Raw genomic sequence first — 21,647 nt, 5'->3', positions numbered from 1 at the left:
TGTTATATTCTTTCGAAGTCCAACGCATATTTTGTTTTCGACTTAACTGCTTGATACCACTTCACGTGTGACCATTCTGTACCGGATAGCATCGCTCTTAACGTCGATTTATCTCGAGCCTCCATTCGAAGCCCAAAAGCGATAGAATTAACTGCTTCTGGATCGAATAGCTTTGCTTCGGATCTATAGAACACAAGCCTGCGTTCTCGCTCATAGCGCCAACTCGAATACTTGGTGCCCAGAATCGAGTAAAGAATATCGCCAGCGACACTATCTACATTATTCACTCCAGGGAACCGTTCGAAGAACTTGAAGCGCTCGATAATCTCTTCAAAGGGATACTCGTCTTGGTAAGTCACATCTATTGGTGCGATGGATGAACCTTCTGGCCTCAAAAGATCCTCCTTAAAGCCAATACAAACTCCTCTGTGTTCATCAGCATAGTGAGACCACATGAGCTGGTTTTTGCGAGCTTTGCTAAATGAGCAGATACCAGTTTTGGCAAGTTGTTCTTCGATCTTTCTCTTGTACATTTCGCGTTGCGACAAAGGAATTGGGTAGTGTTCCCAAACTGCATTCAATACTTCGTTGAATGATGCTTCACCCTCAAACGGATCGTTCAATGAAGCTGGGGTGGCAAACCATAGCTTACGGTTAAGTAATAACTCCAAACACCCTTTGTCGAACTTACGGTATTTAAAGAGAATTTCAGGAGATGGCATAAACCCTCTGGTGAATATAACACCCTAATAATGGGCAAAAAATTGTTGGCTAAAATGTTGAGGAACGAAAACAGCCAACTGTTTTTTGTCCTTATTAATTAGCTATAAGTACAAGCAACTGAACCATTGCCCATACACCAATACAAACAGGTGCGACTATTTCAATGGTTAATTTTACATAAATCATGTTGTATAACCAGCGAAGTCTATTTGTCACTTCCCAATCTGCGGCTGAAATAGCATTTGCTTGCATATCATTTATATCTTGCTCATTAACTTCGTCAGGAATATTTGCAAAGTCACTTTCATCAAAAGCATGTGAATATTGAGTTAACATTATCTTTTTGGCAGATATTATTTTGAAAAATGGATGAATCCATTTAGCTACTTCTACTGCGGCATTAGATAAAAAATGTAAATAGAAGTACCCCAAAACAGCAAACAGAAACCAGCCAATTATATTTTGTTGAGGAGCACTAAAACTAACACCTAAGATAGCCAATTTTGACGGCAATTCACCAGTGAGACCTATAAAAAGACAAATACCTGAAAGTATTAAGCTGTTTCGTCTTAATACCTTGGTTTCATCTGAAAATGGACTGTCGTAGATTGAGAATTTTTCACTCATTTAAATTTTCCTTGAAATTAACACCCAAACTATAAGTACTTTTAACTGCTTATTAGTGCGCATGCGCGTTTACTCGTTGGATCAGAGAAAACGCGCACAGTTAACTATTTGTATGTAATGAACTTATCAACATTTTGCTAAATACACCATCTGGAAAAACGCGCAATGGGGCAAACCTAAGCTAGCTGTAATATCTTCGATTTGAGCCAATACAAGGAAAACGAAGAGTGGTTGTGGTCAAATGAACTGGCTGGATGTGGGTACGCCTGTGTGTTTGCGAAACAGGGATGTTTCGCCAGAGCCTATAGGGATATATTTACGGCGTCACACGGGCGTATCTACAGGTAAGCCTTTACCCTCACCTTTTTAGGCTCTGGCTATCAGCTAAGATCGGTTTTTACTTTTGTTGCCTATTCGCGGATTGAAGCCGCGAATAGGCAGTTCGACTTAATCTCGGGCAATACGTCGAATTTCCCCATTGATATAGTCGGTCTGCTCCAAAAAGATCCAGTGACCGCTTTCAGGCACCTCAGTAAATGCATCAGGTTTTAATTCATTCACTAAATGCTCCCGAATCATCTCAGGATTAATTAAGTCGCCTTGTGCCTGATACATATGAATATCCACACTTTTAAGGGCATCGGGGCGCTGCATAAAGTCCAGCTCTGCTTCCATCAGCGCCGCTACACGTTGGTTATGTTGGTAGTTAATGTCTTGCTGTACCACTTTGCCAATATTGGCGGGATCATAAAGGTAGTAGCGATCGAAAATGCGGCGAGATTTCACTAGGTATTCATCTATGGTCGACTCGCCCTTTTTCACCGCTTCATGCAAACTTTGCAGCGCTGCCAAATCCTCGGGCGTTATTTTGCTCATCAAGGACTGACCAAAGGCTTGCAAGTGCTCTGGACCATCCCCCACGGAAGATAAAAGAATTAGATGCTCTATCGATGACGGATGAACAGAGGCATATTGCAGCCCTAGCATGGTGCCCCAGGATTCGCCGACCACAGTCCACTTATCTACGCCAAGGTGTTGACGAACCGCGTCAATCACTGCCACATCGTCGCCTATCTGATAAGTTTCTGGCTGACGCGGTGTCGACTTACCCGCAGCGATTTGATCAAAATAGACCAAACGAAATTCATCCGCGAGATCATCAAAAAAAGGGGCTAATGACGAGTGGTTGGCCCCAGGTCCACCATGAAGAAACACTAGAGTCTTATCACCCTGGCCTAGGGTTCGCACATAGATTTCCACTTGGCTGCCATTTTCTAAGACCACTGGCAACATCTGTTGCGTTACTGTGGGAGTGGGAGGGTTTGTCGCTAACTCTTCTGTCTGTTTAACATTCGAGTCCAAGCCACTACAAGCAGTAACAAGCAGCAGACAGAATGAAATTAACAATCGATGCATTTTGAGTATCCTTCAGGTTAACAATGAGCAGATTAAACAAAAAACCAATGGACAGTAAAATGCCACGGGTTGCTAATCACGCTTAAATTGTTTGTTATGTCCGCACTTCCGACTTCCAATATTCGTAAAGGTTTTCAATGTCAGATGAGCAAAGCAGTTTCATGCAAGCTTTAAGCTTTGACTCAGGCCAATCCCACCATCTCATATCAAGCAGCATGGCTATCTCAGCCCCCGAAAAGCGGAACTTAATATGTTTTGCTGGATTAGAACCCACAACTTCATAAGGCGCGACGTCTTTGGTGACTACCGCACGACTCGCTATGATGGCACCGTGACCGACTTTAACACCAGACATAATCATTGCTTCGGAGCCAATCCAAACATCATTGCCTATGATAGTATCACCAGCGCGATGAAAGCCGTCATCGGCATCGATAAAGTGTTCGTTGTCCTGATAGAAAAACGGAAAGGTGCTGACCCAATCGCTTCTATGGCCTTGGTTGCCAGCCATCATAAATACCGCGCCCGAGCCTATTGAACAGAAACTACCGATAATCAGCTTATCAACATCATCTCTGTCCGGACTGAGATAACGAGCACAGTCATCGAAGCTATGGCTATGATAATAGCCGGAATAATAACTGTGCTTACCAACAATAATGTTTGGATTGGTTACTTGTTCACGTAATGGAACTCCTGAAAAAGGCGATTCAAAGTAGTTCATAATCTTTAATTTTCCTATAAGCGCATAACACCTTGCTTAGGAACACAAACACGGAGGCTATAATTGGAACGAAGTGAAACAGCCGCCGTGTTTGTGTCCTAGCGAACGAAACGAGTGACTACAGCGGTTTGTTATGGCTTGAACCCATGCCGAGAAAAAATATTTTCAAATTCACTAATGATCACTGGATCTGAAATTTTCGAAAAGCCATTAACAAAATTAGCTGTCGTTCTATTTAGCTCTCTTAGCCAAGGCTGACCTGTAACCTCAATTGGTTTTTTCAGAATTATTCCTTTTTTACCTGAAATTGAGTTCTCAAAGCCTGCTATCGGCGATGACCCAGTTTTTTCTGTATCTATGACAAAAGCCATTGATGCATAGTATTTTTTTGGACTACGACGACCAACCCCGCTGACAACCCAAACGACTCCGTTTTTACTTCCTGAGACATTTTTATTTGTAAAAGCTTCTAGGTTACCCAAATCCAAAACGGATTGACCAATTTTCTTCTCGTTGTGATATACAAAAAAATTATTCATAACATCCTAGATTTCACATTAAGCTATAACGCTATGCGTAATCGGCAGTAAAAGTGGCGTGGCAGCAATAACGCCACTTTTGGCTATTCGAGTTGGCGCACTTGTTAGCCTCTTTTCTAAATTCCGCGAGATATGAAGCCAAAAACTGCTTACCTTTTGCCGATGTGCTGGAGTAGTGATTTGGATTCCGAATCATTTTCATAACATGGTGTTCAGACTCAGTTCCACACTTAACATCCGGAAACATAATTCGGAGTGACTCTACATATCGTAATAATTCGTAAGATGATTCAAAATTGTCAATCGCTCTACCACATAGATATGCTTTAGCAGTTAGTCTTATAACAGGCTTTTCCGCCAGTATTTTTGTCAATATATCATACCATGCCGAAAGCACTTTCCCGACCAGCTCCCCTTCAAATCTTCCACTCCTGTAAATGGATTTGCATTTTCTAAGTTTAAGAAATACTTCAGCTTCAGCTCTTTTTAATTTGAATTCTTTTTCTATTGCCTGCGACAACTGGATTACATTGAATATAACAAGCCCTTTTTTCGCGAAATGCTTAATAAAATAATCTCTTGATAAGACAAATAGATAGTCTGCAAGCCACCAAGAAATCCTATAGTCGACAGGGCAATTCAAAGCATTAACGAGGCTCTTTGTAGACCGCTTCATTTCTTCTAAAGATGGTGAGACAAATTGGCATTGGGCAATAAATTGGGCAAATACCCCGTTACTATCGTAGAGCACCCGTGACTCGTTCTTTAAATGCTGCAAGAATAACGAGCCTTGTAATCTCATGTTTTCTAGCTGGCGAAGTGTATAAACAGAGACGCTATAACCAAGATCTGAATATTTCTCAATAGCATCTATTTTGTATTTTGGCTTACAGACAACAAGTAAGTCTTTATCACTTTGTTGATCACTACCACCAGAGACTTGCGACCCAAATAAAACTGCTGAAATAATCGTCATGTCCGTATCACCCTAGAACTGATTGATGTCAGAAACAACGAAATAACAACGATCCCTAATGTAACCTCCCCTGCAATAACAAGCTTTCCTATTTGAGTGGTAGGATACATATCCCCATAACCAAGGGTCGTCAGGGTAACCAAAGTGAAGTATATAGAATCAAGTAATGAGCTAATAACACCATCACCAAAAAACTCTCTTCGGAACAAATAATTGATTCCAGAAAAGAATGAAACTATAAAAACGAATGTAAGTAGAACTCTGTATAACTTTAGCCCATAACCAGAAGTTAAGAAATCAAAAGCATGAGTTAACTTTTTCCACAAGAATGTCGGTAATTTAATTTTTTTACGACGTAACTGTGAATTGAGGTGCGCATTTTCTGCACGATGCATCATGTAAAGGCTTTGTTTGGCTCTGTCTGGCTGTCTTTCATTGCTTAGGTTTTTGTATAGGCTGTGATATAGGTCTGCAGCTATGTTCGTGTCAGCCTTTAAATCAAAATTCTTCTTGAAATATGCTGGGTCGATAAGGGTTCTTTCAAAAGAGGACTTATTGGTGTTGGTATCAATGAACTGGCAGTCGATGAATTCACAGTCTATGAACTTTGAGCTAAGAAGCAAACAGCCCTCAAAATTACAATACACGAAGCTTACATTACTAAATTCTGTATCTTTAAAAGACACATTTCTAAAGGTTTTGTTTTTCTGCTTCAGAACCTTTGATGAATCAGGATTGAACTGGTTGGGAAAATATAGAATATCTTCAAATACACCATTTACCTCCTGCTTCATAAACTCATCATGGGAGTCTGTCCGAGTAGGTTTACCAGAAATTGAAAACTTATTTGCGGCCATTATTAAGTATGCTTCTCATTTTTTAGGCTAACATCTTATTAGCGTGCATGCGCATTTACCTAATTAGACCAGTGAAACGCGCATTGTTAACTCTTTGTATACAAAGAACTTATCAGCATTCGTTTAAAAATACCATCAGGAAATACGCGAATGGGCGTTTTCCAAATCTAGTATTTACTCTCAATACTCTATTCTCTAAAAACAATAAGCTACTAATTTTAATGACATTTATTTTTTAATAACTGAGAAAATGACCCAGTGTAGATGCTGTTGAGACCTTCCGTGACATGAATGTCACGGAAGAGCTTACAGGGACGTACTTGCAGCGTGTCGAAGCAGCGCCTACAGCATAAGGTCATCTTCCACCGCAACCCATAGGGAAATGGAAGCGATTATTTAGGCTCGATCTGTTCCACCATCAGCTGCAGGGTCTCATTGCCCCTAAACTCGTTGATATCTAGCTTGTAGGCGAGCTGGGCATATTGAATGGTCGCATCGGGCCAGGTGGTGAGATCCACATTAAAGGCGATGCCGTCCAGCATGATTTGGCCGCACTCGGTTTCCAGCACCAACTTAAGATGCCGCTCGCCGACGATGCGCTGCTGCACTATGCGAAAATAGCCATCAAACAGCGGCTCGGGGAAATTCTGTCCCCAGGGGCCTGCATCGCGCAGCTCTCTGGCAAGCTCCATGGTGAGCTGATGGGGCGCGAGTTCACCATCGCTAACCAACTCGCCGGTTAACTGCTCGGGCGCCAGTAGCTCGCGCACCGCCTCATCATAGGCTTTGGCGAAGCGTGCAAACTCACCGGCTTTAAGGGACAGTCCCGCCGCCATGGCATGGCCGCCGAATTTGATGATCATCCCAGGATTTCTGGCGTTGATCAGCTCCAGCAAGTCCCGCATGTGCAGGCCCTTAATGGAGCGCGCCGACCCCTTTAATTCTTCATCGCTTGCCTTAGCAAAGGCGATCACCGGCCTGTGGTATCTATCCTTGATGCGGGACGCCAAAATGCCTATCACCCCCTGGTGCCAATCCTCTTGATAGAGGGCGATCCCCCAGGGCAGTTGCGATTCATCCAAAGACAAAGCCGCTAAACTCTTGAGCGCCTCCTGCTGCATGTCCGCCTCTAAATCGCGCCGCTCGGCGTTGAGACTGTCGAGCTCGCTGGCCATGCGCCTTGCCAGCATGATATCGTCACACAGCAGGGTTTCCACCCCGAGTTTCATCTCATCTAACCGCCCCGCGGCGTTCAGCCTCGGGCCGACGGCAAAACCAAAGTCGGAAGCGACGATACGGGCTGTGTTGCGTTTGGCGACTTCGAGCAAGGCGGTGATCCCGGGGCGACAGCGCCCGGCGCGCACCCGCTTCAAGCCCGCATCCACCAAAATACGGTTATTGGTATCTAAGGAGACCACATCGGCCACAGTGCCCAGGGCGACTATATCCAGCAGCGTGGCGAGGTTGGGCTCGCTTATGCCCTGGGCTTGATACCAGTTTCGCTGCCTTAACTCAGCGCGCAGTGCGCTCATCAGGTAAAAAGCGACCCCGACACCGGCGATGGACTTACTGGCAAACTGACAATCCTGCTGGTTGGGATTGACTATGGCATCGGCAGCGGGAACCTGACTGCCCGGCAGATGGTGGTCTGTGATCACCACCTGCATCCCCAGCGCTTTGGCGTCATTCACCCCCTCGATGGAGGAGATACCGTTATCCACAGTGATCAGCAGCTCGGCGCCCTTCTCATAGGCCACCTTAACGATTTCCGGACTTAAGCCATAGCCATAGTCGAAGCGATTGGGGATAAGATAATCGAGCTGCTGCGCCCCCATCATCCTTAAGGCGAGCAGACAGACGCAGGTGGAGGTGGCGCCATCGGCATCGAAATCCCCCATGATCAAAATTCGGCGATTGGCGGCGATAGCATCGGCTATGATGGCGGCGGCCAGATCCACATCCTTTAGGGTGTCGGGTCTGAGCAGCCCCTGCAGTGACAACTCGCAATCCTCATCACTACAACCGCGGCTGGCGTAGATCTGTTTAAGTATGGGAGAGAAATGGTCTGGAAGATGACTATCATCCACTTTCTGACGGCGCACTATCTTATGGATCACGACAAGGATAACCTGACTGACAAAGGGAAATGAGTGGCGTTAGCATAACAAAGCCATCGCCCAGTGAAAAATCTTACTTTACTTGCTTGAGTTTAGCCGGCTTGAGTTTCGTCTGTATGAGTTGACTGTATGGCCGTTAGCCTTTCTGACTCTTAGCGCTAAAGCTTAGGATCAGATATAGGCTTAATAGTTTCCAACAGGCATAAAAAAGGTGAGCCTAAGCTCACCTTAATACAGGCAACTAAGCGCTATTTCTTGGTTTGTTCCATCGCTTGTAGCAGCTGTTTTGCTGGCTGATAGCCTGGGATCATGCTGCCATCTTCTAAGATGATCGCTGGCGTACCGGTGACGCCCAGACTCTGACCCAGTCTGTATTGCTCGGCAATTTGAGCATCACACTGCTTGGCATTGTCCACTTGCTTGCCCGCCTTTGCATCATCCATGGCTTTAAGTGGGTCGGCAGAACACCAGACCGCGGCCATATCGTTGGCATTTTTAGAGGGGATGCCCTGACGTGGGAAGGCTAAATAACGCACAGTGACTCCAAGATCGTTAAATTCTGCCATCTCCTGATGCAGCTTACGACAGTAGCCACAGGTAATATCGGTAAAGACGGTGATCACATGCTTTTCGTTTTTCGCTTTATAGACCAGCATCTTATCTTCGAAGGGTTTGATCTGCTCCAGACGAGGACCCGCCAGCGCCACCTCGGTCAGGTTCTGCATCCCATTTTCGAGATCATAGATATTACCGTGAAACAGCTTTGAGCCATCTTCGCTGATATAAATTACGCCGCGATTAGTGATCGCCTCATATAAACCTGCAATAGGGGCGGGCTTAAGACTGGTGATCTCTACGCTCAAGGTCTCAGAGAGTTTCTGTTTAAGCTGATGATCAGCTGTATTACTCGATGCAGCCATCGCCAAAGGCAAGGTAAAGAGGGTGCATAACAAGGTTAAAGTTCGCGTAAGCTTCATTAGTTATCCTGTACAAAATTTAGGTGGCAACAGTAAACCGAACAAAAGTAACCCCTAAGATAGAAGGTATTCCAGGGCCAACATATTAGACCTGATCAAGGGCTGAAAAGTTACAGCGTCAGGACCCGTAAAGCAAATTATTCGGTAACAGAAACCCAGCTATCGGTGTCATCCCTGCATTACTATCCCCGAGGATGGTGCTGCAGATGCAGGGCAGACAACCTTGCCTTGGCCACATGGGTGTAAATTTGGGTGGTGGACAGATCGCTGTGACCCAGCAATAACTGCACCGCCCGCAGGTCCGCACCATGGTTAAGCAGGTGGGTCGCAAAGGCGTGGCGTAGCGTGTGGGGTGACAGGTGCACACTTATCCCGGCGCGCAACGCGTAGAGCTTAATACGGTGCCAGAAGGTCTGGCGGGTCATCATGGTGCCGCGCTTGGAAGGAAACACCACATCGCTGGCATTGCCTTTTAGCAGCTCAGGCCGTGCGCTGACCAGGTAAGATTCAATCTCATTAATTGCCATCTCTCCAAGGGGGACCAAACGCTCCTTGCTGCCCTTACCCACTATACGCACTACGCCTTGGCGCAGACTTATCTGATCTAAGGTCAGGCTCACCAGCTCAGTGACACGCAGCCCACAGGCATAGAGCAGCTCCAGCATGGCGCGATCGCGACACTCCACCGGGTCATCAAGATGCGGCTCACCGAGCAGGCGATCCACATCGGCCTCGCTCAGAGAGTCAGGCAGTTTACGTTCCAGTTTCGGGGGCTTAATCAGGGCGGTGGGATCGATTTGTATCGTTTTTTGCAGCAGCAGATAGCGATAAAAGGCTCTGAGGCTGCTGATCAATCTGGCACTGCTGCTCTTGGCAAACGCCTTGTCGAACCTCAGGCTCAAGTAATCACGGATCAAGGCCTGATCCACACTCTCAAGCTCCCGGCCTTTGGCTTGGACAAATCTGTCGAAATGGCAAAGATCGCTGCGATAGGCACTGAGGGTATTATCGCTCAGCCCCTTACGCGACCATAAATCGTCGAGGAAAGGTTCAATAAGGCTGTCGATTTGATACTCTTCAGCCCTGTCAGTTGCCCTGTGCCTTGCCCTATTCGTCACCCTGCATCCTTATTAAATCGCTCATAAAAAAACGGTGTTAACTCTTAAGAATCAACACCGTTATCTTACGCGACTCAGACCAAGCTAAGCAATCAGCCTGCCGCTTTGGGTGACTTGGAAGATTTGATTAACAAGCAGGCGCCGGTCGTCAGCAGAGTCGGCAGCAGCCAGGCCATGCCTTCGGCAAACAGAGGAATTTGGCTAAAGGCGCTCATATCTAAGCCCGCCGCATTAAGACCATCGAGTATGCCAAACAGCAAAGCCACGCTCAGTACGGTTCTGTGGGCCAGTTCAGGTCTGGCAAAACGTTCGGTCAGATAAGTTACCAGCACCAAAGCGATCGCAACCGGATACACAGTCACCAGCACAGGAATACTGATATGGATTAGCTCTGCCAGACCTATGTTAGCCACTGTGGCACAGGCCAGACTCATGATGACCACCAGCAGGCGATAAGAGAATCTTGGCATCAGCTCATTAAAGTATTCAGCACAAGCTGAAACAAGACCCACCACAGTCGTCAGACAGGCAAGGGTCACGACCGCAGCCAGCAATGTCTGACCCAGGGAACCGAACTGATGGTTAACATAATTAGTTAAAATCATGCCGCCATTATCGGCGCCTTTGGCTAAATCGCCCGCGCCAGCACCCAAGAAGAATAAAGAGATATACACAAACGCCAGACCTGCGGCGGCGATAAAGGCCGCGCGCACCAGATATTTGGTCTGCTCGGCTGGCGCCTCAATCCCTTTCTTACGCAGAATATCGATAATCAACATACCGAAGATGAGGGATGCCAGGGTATCCATGGTGTTATAGCCCTCAAGCACACCTTTCACCAGAGGATGAGACTGATAGTCACCCGCAGGCAATGCAGGTACGCTGGCAGGGAAAATGAACACCGCCAATGCCAGTCCCACTAGCAGAACAATCATAATTGGGGTCAATATCTTACCTACGCTGTCGAGCAATTTCCCTGGAAACAGCGACAGCAGCATAGCGATAGTGAAGAAGATCAGGGTATAGAATAACTGTGAGCTATTGAGTTCGAGGCCCGCCAGCATCATCGTTGTGCTGCTATCGGCGACAAAAGGCTTAAAGCCCATCTCATAGGCGACTAGCCCAGCACGGGGTGCCGCAAAGGCAGGCCCGATAATAATATAGATAGACACGGCAAAGATTGTCGCAGCGGCAACAGGTAAAAGCCCCATCACCTTACCATTGGCTTTCGCCACGGCGATCAGGGTCACCAGCGGCAAAGTCACGGCCGTTAGCAAGAAGCCTAACATGGCCAGAGGCATGTTTTCCCCCGCTAGAAAGCCTGCCAATGGCGGAAAAATCAGATTTCCTGCGCCTAAGAAAAAGGCAAAGGTCATAAACCCTAAACCTAGGGTGTCGGTCAAACTCATTTCACTCTTATGCACAAATAGCCTCGTTAATCTGTTTTTATAATTATAATTAATCACTTAATGGGCAGTGACTCAGAGGTCACTGCAATATATCGGTGTAAATCTTTAATTACACTATAGAATGGTAAATCCAACCCTGTATGGGTTATTTATTGAACAACTGCAGGATTAACTGACGCTAACTATGCACTCAAACTCGATTACCTGGGCCAATTTGCGGATAAATCCCGCAAAAGGACGGTGATACTATTATCAAAATCCCCAGGGATTAACAAGCAAACTCAAGCAGCATGGCGCATTTAACAGCAAGGATTTAGCAAAACGAGAACCAAATTATCACACCCTTTACAGCTAGACTCCATTTAATGAACAAAGCGATCCTTAAGGCGCGCCTGTCTAGGGCAGCAAGAATCACGTACAATCTCCCCATCCTAAGGCCATAATCCAACCCCATGCCTTTTAGTTTTAAACAATTTCACATTCAGGACAGTCACTGCGGCATGCCCGTGAGTACCGATGGCGTCGTGCTCGGTGCCTGGGCGCCCCTTACCAGGGCAAATCATATTCTGGATATCGGCGCAGGCAGCGGTTTACTCTCTCTAATGGCGGCGCAGCGCAGCAGGGCTAAGATCACCGCTATCGAAATAGACGCAGGCGCCGCGCTCGATTGTCAGGCCAATATGGATGCCAGCCCCTGGCGCGATCGCATGGTGCTTATCCATCAGTCGGTTACCCGCTGGAGTGAGGCCACGGCGCAGCGTTTCGACCATATTCTCTGTAATCCCCCCTATTTTGCCAACGGCCCCCAGTCACAGAAAACCACCAGAGCCCAGGCCAGACACACCAGCAGCCTAGACTTTCAGGCGCTGCTCGATTGTATTCAAAGGCTTTTGCTCCCCAATGGTCAGGCGAGCCTTATTCTGCCAAGTGTCAGCCTGATTGAGTTTATCGCGCTTCTCCCCCGCCACAGCCTGAGTCTAGAGGCGCTGCTGGATGTGAGCAGCGTCGAAGGCAAACAAGCCCACAGGCATCTTCTGCTTATCGGCCATATAACAGAAGAGACACAAACCGCCCCCCTTCGCCAGTCACTGACCATACGCACCAAGCAAGGGCAATACACTCAGGCCATGATCGACCTGACACGGGATTTTTACCTTAAGCTCTAGCCCTGAAAGCCGCAGAGGTTATCCTGGTCTCTCGCACTCAGGCCACTTTTGGGTGTATAATGCCGCGCTATTATTTATTGAGACGCCGCGCATGCAATTTGACGATTTCCACCTTGATGAGACCTTACTCGATACTCTCAAGGCGATGGGGCACAAGACGCCTACCACGATTCAGCAACAAACCATTCCCTTAGGCCTAGAGCAGCAGGATCTTCTGGCTCGCGCGCCCACAGGAACGGGTAAAACGGCGAGCTTCTTACTGCCTGCGCTGCAGCACCTGATCGATTTTCCGCGCCGCTTCTCAGGCCAGGCCCGAGTGCTGATCTTAACCCCTACCCGTGAGCTGGCCAGTCAGGTACACAGATACGCCTGTCACCTCGCCACAGGGTTAGATCTGGATATCGCCATCATCACAGGCGGCGTTCCCTATGCGCCCCAAGAAAAAGCCTTAAAAGAGAATATCGACATTCTGGTGGCTACGCCCGGACGCTTGATGGAATATCTCGACAAAGATCTGTTCGATGCCCAGGCGGTAGAAATTTTTGTTATCGATGAAGCGGATCGCATGCTGGACATGGGCTTTAGTTCGGCTGTGCAGTCGATAGCAATTCAGGCCCATTCACGTAAGCAAAACATGCTCTTCTCAGCCACCTTAGAGGGCGGCGGCGTGAGCAAGTTCGCCCAGACTCTGCTGACCAATCCCGTCACTATCGAGACCAAGCCACCCCGTAGCGAGAAAGCCAAGATCCACCAGTGGCTCCATCTGGCCGATAACAGGGAACACAAGTTCGCCCTGCTGTGCAACATACTTAAACGGGAAGAGGTTAAGCGCGCCATCGTCTTCGTGAAGACCCGTGAAGTGGTTGCCAGCCTAGAAGGACAACTGCGTCAGGCCGGGATCGATTGCGCCTTTATGCGTGGCGATATGGAGCAAAAGGCGCGTTTTCAGGCGCTGGGACGCTTCACTAAAGGCGAAGTCAATGTGCTACTAGCGACCGACGTGGCCGCACGCGGCATAGATATCGATGATATCACCCATGTGATCAACTTCGACATGCCACGCTCTGCCGACACCTACGTACACCGCATCGGCCGTACCGGACGCGCAGGCAACAAGGGCACGGCCATCTCTCTGGCCGAAGCACACGACATGCGCATCGTGGGCAAGATAGAACGTTATATCGAGCAACCACTGAAACGCCGCATTATCGAGGAGCTGCGTCCTAAGCATAAGGAAGCGCGGCCACCGTCGAAGAAAAAGAGCAAGGCAAAAGACAAGACTGTCAGCAAAAAGCAGAAAGCACTGAAAAAGAAAAAATAGCTTTATGCGGCCCTCAAAATCAGAAACGCCTTCTTAGAAGGCGTTTTTTTATGTCTAAATATTACAAGGACACAGGCATGGCTTAGCATAACCTTTTACTTATCACTAGGTTAGTTGATTTCACAATCCTAAAAAATATACATTCTTTTAACAAAAAGCCTTTTGACCCTAGGCCAGACTCTGGTAGTTTATAACCCAAGCAATTTCGCCATAGGCACAGTATAAGTCGATGATAAAAATAATTTTACGCAGAGTCCTTCCCCCCGTACTAATCGTAGTCATTTTTATTGGATTAGCCGGAGGGCTAATGAGCACCAAGCAGGCACCAGAACAGAAAGCCGAGGAAGTGCCGGTTCCCATAGTGAATGTGGTCGATATCAAGCAGGAGACAGTCTCACTCAATCTCCCCTCCTACGGTGTCGTCACCCCTAAATACAAGACCATTCTGGTCGCCGAAGTTCAGGGACGCTTATTGTCGATTTCAGACAAGTTTGTCGCCGGTGGCATGGTGAAGAAAGGCGATACTTTAGCCCAGATAGAACCTTCAGATTATCAGGCCGATCTGAGTCAGGCTCAGGCCACATTAGCTCAGGCAAAAGCCAAGCTCGATGAAGAGGTAGCCTTAGGCAAAGTCGCCAAGAAAGATTGGGAAGATTACCAGAATGGCCCGGCACCGGATCTTGGCCTGCGTATTCCGCAGCGCAAACAGGAAGAGGCCAACGTTAAGTTTGCCGAAGCGGCACTGGCAAGAGCCCAGCGTAATCTGGAGCGCACTGTTATCCGCGCCCCCTTCGATGGCATTATCAAGGCGAGATCTGTGGATCTTGGGCAGTATGTCACCATAGGCACTAACCTAGGTGAACTGTACGATACTCAGACCGCCGAGATCCGCCTGCCCATAGCCAACAATGAACTCGCCTATTTAGAGTCGATCGATCATCCGGATACTGACGTGACCCTAAGTACAGAACTGGCCGAGCGCACAGTCACCTGGAAGGGGCAGATAGTACGCAGTGAAGGCGTGATAGACCAAGGTAACCGCATGGTTTATCTGGTCGCCGAGATCAGCGACCCTTATCTAAGGGCAAATAAAAAAACCGGTCAGTTGCCCCTCAAATATGGCAGCTTCGTTACCGCAGTGATCAAGGGGCGCACAGTCGATGGCATAGTTACCCTGCCCCGCCATGTAGTGCGCAAGGGAACCGTTGCCGTGGTCAGAGACGACAACACCATAGAGATGCGTCAAGTAAACATAGTGCGCTCCGATGTTGAAAACGTCTACATCAAGGGTGGGCTGAAAGAGGGTGAGCGCATCTCGATCACTAACATCAATAATATGGCCACAGGTCAGCTGGTTAAGGTCATTGGTGAGGAAAACAGTTCAGATATCGACCGCAAAGATGATGTGACGGGCAGTGCCATCGCGGCAGCAGGTGAGAAGTAATGGATAGCAGAAAAGGCATCATTTCCTGGTTTGCCCGCAACAGCGTAGCAGCCAATCTGTTGATGATCATCCTGCTTACGGGTGGTCTGTTTAGCACTCTGTCAATCAATAAAGAGGTGTTTCCCTCTTTTGAATTTAATAACCTGCAGATCTCTGTGGCTTACCCTGGCGCCGCCCCCCAAGAGATTGAAGAAGGGATTAACATCAAGATTGAGGAAGCCATTCAAGATATCAACGGTATCAAGAAGGTCACCTCTGTTGCTGGCGAGGGCATGGGTAATGTGACCATAGAAGTCGAGGATGGCTACGAAGCCCAGGAGATCCTTGACGAAGCCAAATTAAGAATCGATGCAATCGCCACCTTCCCTGATAATATCGAAAAACCTAACATCTATCTCGTTAAGCCGGAAAATAGTGTTGTTTGGGTCTCGCTCTATGGCGATATGGACCTTCATGAGATGAAAGAACTGGCTAAAAATATACGTGAGGAGATCACTAACCTGCCTGCTGTCACTCGCGCAACTGTGGGCGGCGTGTTGGATTATGAGATCAGTATCGAACTGTCGGAAGATAAACTGCGCGAATATGGGCTCAGTTTTGCTCAGGTCGCCCAGGCGGTACGCAGCTCTTCTATCGATCTTCCCGGCGGCTCGATACGTGCCAAAGATGGCGATATATTACTGCGCACCAAGGGACTGGCTTACACCCATGATGATTTTGCGCAGATAGTTGTCAGCACTCGTCCCGATGGTAGCCGCATCATGCTGCCCCAAGTCGCCACTATTCGTGATGGTTTCGAGGAGCGTTTAGACTATACCCGTTTCGATGGAAAACCTGCTGCCATCATCGAAGTATTAAGCGTTGATAAACAAAATGCTCTGGCTATCTCTTCACAGGTCAAAGCCTATGTAGAACAGCGCCGAGCTACCCTGCCAGCCGATGTAAAACTGGATACTTGGGGCGACCTGACCCACTACCTCAAGGGTCGTCTCAACATGATGTTATCTAACATGTTTTACGGCGCCCTGCTGGTGTTTATCATCTTGGCACTCTTCCTCGACCTGCGTCTGGCATTCTGGGTGATGATGGGATTACCCGTCTGTTTCCTCGGCGCCATGTTCCTTATGCCCTTCGAACCCTTTGCACTGTCGATCAACATGTTGACTCTGTTCGCCTTTATCCTAGTGCTGGGGATAGTGGTGGACGATGCCATTGTCATAGGCGAGAGTGCCTATACCGAGATTGAGCGTCATGGTCACTCTATCGACAATGTGATTAAAGGGGCACAAAAAGTGGCCATGCCCGCGACCTTTGGGGTTCTGACCACTATTGCAGCTTTTATTCCCATGTTAATGGTTTCAGGGCCTATGGCGATCATCTGGAAATCCATCGGCATGGTGGTGATCCTTTGCTTGGCCTTCTCTCTGGTCGAATCCAAACTTATTCTGCCTGCCCACTTGGCTCATGTTAAACACAAACAGCCCAGTGCCAACCCCAATCCATTCGTGCGTTTTAAAACCGCATTGAACAACAAGGTGCAGCATTTTATTCATCACAGCTACCGCAGATTTATCGAACGCTGTATCAAGCATAGATACAATGTGGTGGCGACCTTTTTGGGCGTGCTTATTTTGTCCGTTGCCTTAGTGGCCAGTGGAACCGTCCGCTGGATCTTCTTCCCCGATATTCCCTCTGACTTTATTCAGGTTCATCTGGATATGGATGCCGGTAGCTCAGAGGCCAATACCCTCAAGGTAGTGAAGGAGATCGAAGATGCCCTCTATGTCATGGACGCTGAGATGGAGAAAAAATACGGCTACCCTGTAGTACGGCATAGCTTTATCAACATGAGTTCACGCACCTCGGCCTTTATCTTCGCCGAATTAACCAAAGCGGAAACTCGAGCGATAGATGGGGTCAGCATAGCAGACGCCTGGCGCGCAACCCTGCCAGAGCTGATCTCAGTAAAAAGACTGAATATCAACGCCACAACGAATGACGCCGGCGGTGATATTTCCTTTAGGTTAACTTCGACCGATCTGGAGCAACTCTCTCAGGCCGCCAACGAACTCAAACATAAGCTAGGCACCTATAAAGGGGTTTACGATATCTCGGATAACTACACATCGGGCAGCCATGAGATCCGTCTGGCGATCAAACCCGAAGCCGAGGCCTTAGGCTTAACCCTGTCAGATCTTGCCAGTCAGGTTCGTTACGGTTTCTATGGTTTTGAGGCTCAGCGTATCTTACGTAATAAAGAGGAAATCAAGGTGATGGTACGCTATCCCTTGGAACAGCGCCGCACAGTAGGCAATCTTGAAAATATGATGATCCGCACACCGCAGGGGATCCAGGTGCCTTTCTCTAGCGTCGCTAAGATCGAGATGGGTAATTCCTACTCCTCCATTACTCGTGTCGATGGACGCCGCGCCATCACTATCGTCGCCAGTGCCAACAAGAATATCGTGGAACCGTCTAAAGTAGTTGGCGAAATCCAACAAGATTTCCTCCCCCATCTGCAGGCCAAGTATCCCCATATTTCCAGCTCACTCGATGGTGGCAGTGCCGATGAACAAAGCGCCATGATAGGTTTGCTGCAAGGATTTTTCTTCGCCATGTTCACCATCTATGCCTTGATGGCTATCCCGCTGAAATCCTATAGCCAACCCTTTATTATCATGTCGGTGATCCCCTTTGGCATTATCGGCGCCCTGTTCGGTCACTTTATTTTGGGACTCTCGATGAGCGTCCTCAGCCTCTGTGGTATCGTGGCGCTCGCTGGCGTAGTGGTGAATGACTCCCTGATTCTGGTGGACTTTGTCAACCGCGCCAGAGACCAGGGATTAGGGCTGGTAGAAGCGACTATTGATGCTGGCTGTTATCGCTTCAGGGCGATTATGCTCACCTCTATGACCACCTTTGTGGGCTTAGTCCCCATTATTATGGAGACCAGCCTGCAGGCGCAGATCGTGATACCAATGGCAACCTCACTGGCTTTCGGTATCTTGTTCTCCACTGTGGTCACCCTGATCTTGGTGCCTGTGCTCTACATTATTCTGGATGATGTTCGCAGTAGCGCGAGTCGTCTGTTCCACTGGTGGTGGCAACCGAAAAAACGTCAGCAGACATCTGTATAAAAGCCAGCAGGCTTAGCTAAAAGGGAGGTTTGCCTCCCTTTTTTGATCCAATCAACATTTTATATTAGCAAGAGTCGCTAGACTGTTACTTTCGCCAATGACGTATCAGGCCTATGACTCAATCCACACTCGTCTACGATATCCGCAATAGCCGCTATCTCAATATTACCGGGCGCTGCACCCTGCGCTGCCAATTCTGCCCCAAGCATAATGGCAGTAAACAGGTGCATCAGTATCAGTTGGCGCTGGATAAACAACCCTCGGCCATTGATGTGATTGCACTGCTCGGTGATGTCAGCCAGTTCGATGAATATGTGTTTTGTGGTTATGGCGAACCCACACTAAATCTGGCGACCTTGCTGCAAGTGGCAAGGGAGATTAAAGTCCGCGGCGGCAAGGTCAGGGTCAACACAGATGGCCTGGGCAATCTGTTTCATCGCCGCAATATTTTGCCTGAGCTTGCAGGTGTGGTGGATGCCCTGTCTATCTCACTTAATGCCGATACCGAAGCGGCCTATCTTCAGCACTGCCGCCCCAAACTCAAAAGCGCTTTCGAGGCGGTCAATGACTTTATCAAACTGGCTCCCCAGTATATCGACCAGGTTCAAGTCTCGGCGATCGAGGGGCTCGAAGGAGTCGATATTCATCGCTGTAAACAGATAGCTGAGCAGGCCAATGCCGAGTTTAAACATCGTTATCTTGACATTGTAGGTTAAGGCCTTAGTCATTATCCTAAGGCGTTCAAATCATGTTAATATAGCCACAAAATCATTCGGAATATTATCTCTTAATGCTGACGCAAAAAACGCCACTACTGATCGAGGGTCAAGGACTTCACTGGTCAACACATCGTATATTTTCCGTAACGACTCAAATCCTTATTTTGCTCATCTGCATGATCTTGCTAACCAATGTGATCATCACCTTAGGTGAGCGCCGTCTGCAGGAAGAGTGGGCGGCCCAACGATACAGCGAATTACAAACCGTCGGCACACTGTTGGCAGACCGGGTCTCTTTTCAGCAATTTCGAACTCAGATGATCGCCAGTTCAGAGCTGCTGAAACGTTACCAGACCATTCCCAGCCAGGAGCGTCAGAAAGAGCTGCAACATAACTGGCAGGTGATGACAAACAATAACCCTGAGCTGTTAGATATCGCCCTGTTCGATGCCCAAGGGAAGTTTAAATTTGCCAGCGCCAACTACTTTAACAGTGAATCCCTGCCCGCCTCTTTGCTCAATGGCTCCCGCAGCATGGGAGGGACAGAGATCTATACCTCACCTATGGAGCTGACCCAGATCGACGGCAAAATCGACCCCTATATGTATCAGCTCACCTGGCTGGAAAACCCGGATCAGACCATACGCGGCTATCTGGTCACCTACCAGTCGATGAGCCGCATGCTAAAAAGCATTAAACCGGGATATTCCAGCATCAATTCAGCCATCATAATGCTCGATACCCAGGGCGTGGTCTATTCCGGACTGGATAGACAACACATAAATCGGATCCCTGAGGTCATAGGCGGCAGTCTACGCCAGTCCTATCCCGCCCTCTGGCGCAAGATGGCCAACAGTAATTTCGGACAATTTCATGGGGACGATGCGACCTTTGTTTACCTGAAAATAGAGCTGACGACTCAAAATGAGACCCGCCGTGAGTATTATCTGGCCTCCTATATTCACAACAGCGATATAAAGGAAAAGTTTTCTGACTGGCGCAATATTCTGATCGCCGGTGCCCTGATCCAGGCCCTGTTAGGTGTGATGCTGATCCTACTCGGCCATGCTTACCGTATCGGTCAGGGTTCGCGCTTGTTCAGTATCGAATTAGCCAGCCGACTGTTTAATCTGGATATCGGCTGCATCATAGTCAACGAAAACAATCGTGTGGTCACAGCCAATAAGAAGGCCGCACAGCTACTCGATATGCCTCTGGGCGAACTCTCCGATCGCAATTTGCAGCGTATCCTGCAGATGGAGGATGAGGAGTTCCAGGCCATACTGACCCAGCTGGAAAGCGAGAAAAAGTGGGATAGCGTACTGGATTTTGAGGAGCTTTACGGCTGTACGCTGGCGGTGACTATCAGTCGTGCCAAGCGCCGCAACGCGAAAGGCAGTTATCTGGTGGTGACCTTCGAAGATATCACCCAATTAAAGCAGAGCCAGAAACAGGCTAACCTCAATCAGCTCCTTAATGATTGTGCCGTCCCCTGTGCTCTGCTGCAGGCCAACGGCTCCCTTGAGCTGGCCAACGACGAGTTTATGAAGATGTTTTCTCTGCATAACATAGACAAACAGAACCTGATTCAGCTGCTGAACAATGATCTCGATGAGCAGTGGCCACGCATCACCCAGCAGGTTCTGCTACAGGGTACCTGGAAAGGCCAGCTGCTTTGTTATCCCGAAAACCATCAGAGCAGCTGCCTGCAGGCCACCCTAAAAGGCCATCTGGATCAGGCCGGTGAAATAGAGTATATCGTCTGTACGCTTGAGATAGCGCCGCGCCAATTACCTCAGTTGGAGAGACGCGAACTGCTGCCCCACAGAAGCACCATCTTAGTTAACCTTGGAGATCTTAAAGATTATTTCCACACCCTGGATGACACCAGCCGGGCTCACTCCAGCCTGTTAGTAATGGACATTACCGCAGAGGGGATGCTCAGCCATATGAGCGATATAGGTCAACTGGAGAATCGTCAGCGTGAGGTGGAGATCCATATTCTAAAATCCCTGCCCCAGGCCTATCAGATGTCACACTGGCAGTTAGGCAAGTTGATTATCATCATGCCAAATACCCACTCGGATGATGCTCATCTGTTTGCCCAGAAGCAGCTTAATAGTCTTAATGAGATAGGCTTAGGCGCAGGGATTTGCATGGGAATCGCCAGCTATCAGGAGCAGCAGAGCCTAGAGCAGTTCCTCAGCAATGCCGAAGTGGCCCTAAAGCGCGCCAAACAGATAGGCGAGCAGAATATCTGTCAGGCTTATACCCGCCCTCCGGCGGATAAAAACGACCACTAGGCTGACATCAAAAAAGATAAAGGGCACCTCTGTGCCCTTTTATCATTTTTAATCTTGCTTGCTAAACACAGCCT

The 21,647-nt window shown here is 48.1% G+C and carries 17 protein-coding genes; 6 read left to right on the top strand and 11 right to left on the bottom strand.

The features are described from left to right. Nucleotides 1–2: 2 nt before the first annotated feature. The 11 genes from LZP69_RS01145 to brnQ form a co-directional block, all read right to left on the bottom strand. On the bottom strand, nucleotides 3–722 hold the full coding sequence (locus tag LZP69_RS01145; protein WP_234198218.1) for a DUF2971 domain-containing protein: 720 nt from the start codon (nucleotides 720–722) through the stop codon (nucleotides 3–5). A gap of 94 nt (nucleotides 723–816) precedes the next feature. Next, nucleotides 817–1,350, bottom strand: coding sequence for a hypothetical protein (locus LZP69_RS01140; RefSeq protein WP_234198217.1), 534 nt, complete (start codon nucleotides 1,348–1,350; stop codon nucleotides 817–819). A 447-nt stretch (nucleotides 1,351–1,797) separates the two neighbouring features. Next, nucleotides 1,798–2,766 (bottom strand): alpha/beta fold hydrolase, encoded by a 969-nt coding sequence (locus LZP69_RS01135; RefSeq protein WP_234198216.1) that lies wholly within the window; start codon nucleotides 2,764–2,766, stop codon nucleotides 1,798–1,800. A 94-nt stretch (nucleotides 2,767–2,860) separates the two neighbouring features. Then, entirely contained in the window at nucleotides 2,861–3,490 is a 630-nt protein-coding gene (catB, locus tag LZP69_RS01130; RefSeq protein ID WP_234198215.1) for a type B chloramphenicol O-acetyltransferase, read from the bottom strand. Nucleotides 3,491–3,621: 131 nt separating this feature from the next. Beyond that, a complete protein-coding gene (locus LZP69_RS01125) occupies nucleotides 3,622–4,029 on the bottom strand; it encodes a hypothetical protein (RefSeq protein WP_234198214.1) in 408 nt (135 codons plus the stop codon). 31 nt (nucleotides 4,030–4,060) lie between these two features. Beyond that, on the bottom strand, nucleotides 4,061–5,005 hold the full coding sequence (locus tag LZP69_RS01120; RefSeq protein WP_234198213.1) for a hypothetical protein: 945 nt from the start codon (nucleotides 5,003–5,005) through the stop codon (nucleotides 4,061–4,063). Further along, complete coding sequence (locus LZP69_RS01115; protein ID WP_234198212.1) at nucleotides 5,002–5,862, bottom strand: ion channel; 861 nt, start codon at nucleotides 5,860–5,862, stop codon at nucleotides 5,002–5,004. The genes LZP69_RS01120 and LZP69_RS01115 overlap by 4 nt, the downstream gene beginning before the upstream one ends. Nucleotides 5,863–6,254: 392 nt before the next feature. After that, nucleotides 6,255–7,979, bottom strand: a complete 1,725-nt coding sequence (gene recJ / locus LZP69_RS01110; RefSeq protein ID WP_234198211.1) for a single-stranded-DNA-specific exonuclease RecJ — start codon at nucleotides 7,977–7,979, stop codon at nucleotides 6,255–6,257. A gap of 248 nt (nucleotides 7,980–8,227) precedes the next feature. Further along, the gene (dsbC, locus tag LZP69_RS01105; RefSeq protein WP_234198210.1) at nucleotides 8,228–8,956 is read right to left on the bottom strand and encodes a bifunctional protein-disulfide isomerase/oxidoreductase DsbC; all 729 of its coding nucleotides are present in this window, start codon (nucleotides 8,954–8,956) and stop codon (nucleotides 8,228–8,230) included. 182 nt (nucleotides 8,957–9,138) lie between these two features. Continuing rightward, nucleotides 9,139–10,074 (bottom strand): site-specific tyrosine recombinase XerD, encoded by a 936-nt coding sequence (xerD, locus tag LZP69_RS01100; protein WP_234198209.1) that lies wholly within the window; start codon nucleotides 10,072–10,074, stop codon nucleotides 9,139–9,141. A gap of 92 nt (nucleotides 10,075–10,166) precedes the next feature. Further along, nucleotides 10,167–11,483 carry a branched-chain amino acid transport system II carrier protein gene (gene brnQ, locus LZP69_RS01095; RefSeq protein WP_234198208.1) on the bottom strand — a complete coding sequence of 439 codons (1,317 nt, stop codon included), beginning with the start codon at nucleotides 11,481–11,483 and terminating at the stop codon, nucleotides 10,167–10,169. A 452-nt stretch (nucleotides 11,484–11,935) separates the two neighbouring features. On the opposite strand from brnQ, the gene LZP69_RS01090 reads away from it, so the two are divergent. The 6 genes from LZP69_RS01090 to LZP69_RS01065 all read left to right on the top strand — a co-directional run bounded on the left by LZP69_RS01090 (nucleotide 11,936) and on the right by LZP69_RS01065 (nucleotide 21,573). Further along, entirely contained in the window at nucleotides 11,936–12,649 is a 714-nt protein-coding gene (locus LZP69_RS01090; RefSeq protein WP_234198207.1) for a tRNA1(Val) (adenine(37)-N6)-methyltransferase, read from the top strand. Between the two features lie 91 nt (nucleotides 12,650–12,740). After that, nucleotides 12,741–13,970 (top strand): ATP-dependent RNA helicase SrmB, encoded by a 1,230-nt coding sequence (gene srmB, locus LZP69_RS01085; protein WP_234198206.1) that lies wholly within the window; start codon nucleotides 12,741–12,743, stop codon nucleotides 13,968–13,970. A gap of 229 nt (nucleotides 13,971–14,199) precedes the next feature. After that, the gene (locus LZP69_RS01080) at nucleotides 14,200–15,414 is read left to right on the top strand and encodes an efflux RND transporter periplasmic adaptor subunit (RefSeq protein WP_234198205.1); all 1,215 of its coding nucleotides are present in this window, start codon (nucleotides 14,200–14,202) and stop codon (nucleotides 15,412–15,414) included. Then, the gene (locus LZP69_RS01075; protein WP_234198204.1) at nucleotides 15,414–18,551 is read left to right on the top strand and encodes an efflux RND transporter permease subunit; all 3,138 of its coding nucleotides are present in this window, start codon (nucleotides 15,414–15,416) and stop codon (nucleotides 18,549–18,551) included. The genes LZP69_RS01080 and LZP69_RS01075 overlap by 1 nt, the downstream gene beginning before the upstream one ends. 113 nt (nucleotides 18,552–18,664) lie before the next feature. Next, nucleotides 18,665–19,267, top strand: coding sequence for a TatD family nuclease-associated radical SAM protein (locus LZP69_RS01070; RefSeq protein ID WP_234198203.1), 603 nt, complete (start codon nucleotides 18,665–18,667; stop codon nucleotides 19,265–19,267). Nucleotides 19,268–19,341: 74 nt separating this feature from the next. After that, on the top strand, nucleotides 19,342–21,573 hold the full coding sequence (locus LZP69_RS01065; protein ID WP_234198202.1) for a PAS domain-containing protein: 2,232 nt from the start codon (nucleotides 19,342–19,344) through the stop codon (nucleotides 21,571–21,573). Nucleotides 21,574–21,647 lie beyond the last annotated feature (74 nt).

This window comes from Shewanella sp. AS1 (assembly GCF_021412565.1).
Lineage (GTDB): Bacteria > Pseudomonadota > Gammaproteobacteria > Enterobacterales > Shewanellaceae > Shewanella.
The sequence above is the reverse complement of the archived record's forward strand: the minus strand, read 5'-3'. Positions and strand labels throughout refer to the sequence as shown.

Excerpts from the sequence above, each read along its gene's own strand:
- LZP69_RS01070 (WP_234198203.1), top strand. The coding sequence starts at position 18,665 with ATGACTCAATCCACACTCGTCTACGATATCCGCAATAGCCGCTATCTC.
- LZP69_RS01145 (WP_234198218.1), bottom strand. The coding sequence starts at position 722 with ATGCCATCTCCTGAAATTCTCTTTAAATACCGTAAGTTCGACAAAGGG.
- LZP69_RS01075 (WP_234198204.1), top strand. The coding sequence starts at position 15,414 with ATGGATAGCAGAAAAGGCATCATTTCCTGGTTTGCCCGCAACAGCGTA.
- LZP69_RS01135 (WP_234198216.1), bottom strand. The coding sequence starts at position 2,766 with ATGCATCGATTGTTAATTTCATTCTGTCTGCTGCTTGTTACTGCTTGT.
- LZP69_RS01125 (WP_234198214.1), bottom strand. The coding sequence starts at position 4,029 with ATGAATAATTTTTTTGTATATCACAACGAGAAGAAAATTGGTCAATCC.
- dsbC (WP_234198210.1), bottom strand. The coding sequence starts at position 8,956 with ATGAAGCTTACGCGAACTTTAACCTTGTTATGCACCCTCTTTACCTTG.
- LZP69_RS01140 (WP_234198217.1), bottom strand. The coding sequence starts at position 1,350 with ATGAGTGAAAAATTCTCAATCTACGACAGTCCATTTTCAGATGAAACC.
- catB (WP_234198215.1), bottom strand. The coding sequence starts at position 3,490 with ATGAACTACTTTGAATCGCCTTTTTCAGGAGTTCCATTACGTGAACAA.
- LZP69_RS01115 (WP_234198212.1), bottom strand. The coding sequence starts at position 5,862 with ATGGCCGCAAATAAGTTTTCAATTTCTGGTAAACCTACTCGGACAGAC.
- LZP69_RS01065 (WP_234198202.1), top strand. The coding sequence starts at position 19,342 with ATGCTGACGCAAAAAACGCCACTACTGATCGAGGGTCAAGGACTTCAC.
- srmB (WP_234198206.1), top strand. The coding sequence starts at position 12,741 with ATGCAATTTGACGATTTCCACCTTGATGAGACCTTACTCGATACTCTC.
- LZP69_RS01090 (WP_234198207.1), top strand. The coding sequence starts at position 11,936 with ATGCCTTTTAGTTTTAAACAATTTCACATTCAGGACAGTCACTGCGGC.
- brnQ (WP_234198208.1), bottom strand. The coding sequence starts at position 11,483 with ATGAGTTTGACCGACACCCTAGGTTTAGGGTTTATGACCTTTGCCTTT.
- LZP69_RS01080 (WP_234198205.1), top strand. The coding sequence starts at position 14,200 with ATGATAAAAATAATTTTACGCAGAGTCCTTCCCCCCGTACTAATCGTA.
- LZP69_RS01120 (WP_234198213.1), bottom strand. The coding sequence starts at position 5,005 with ATGACGATTATTTCAGCAGTTTTATTTGGGTCGCAAGTCTCTGGTGGT.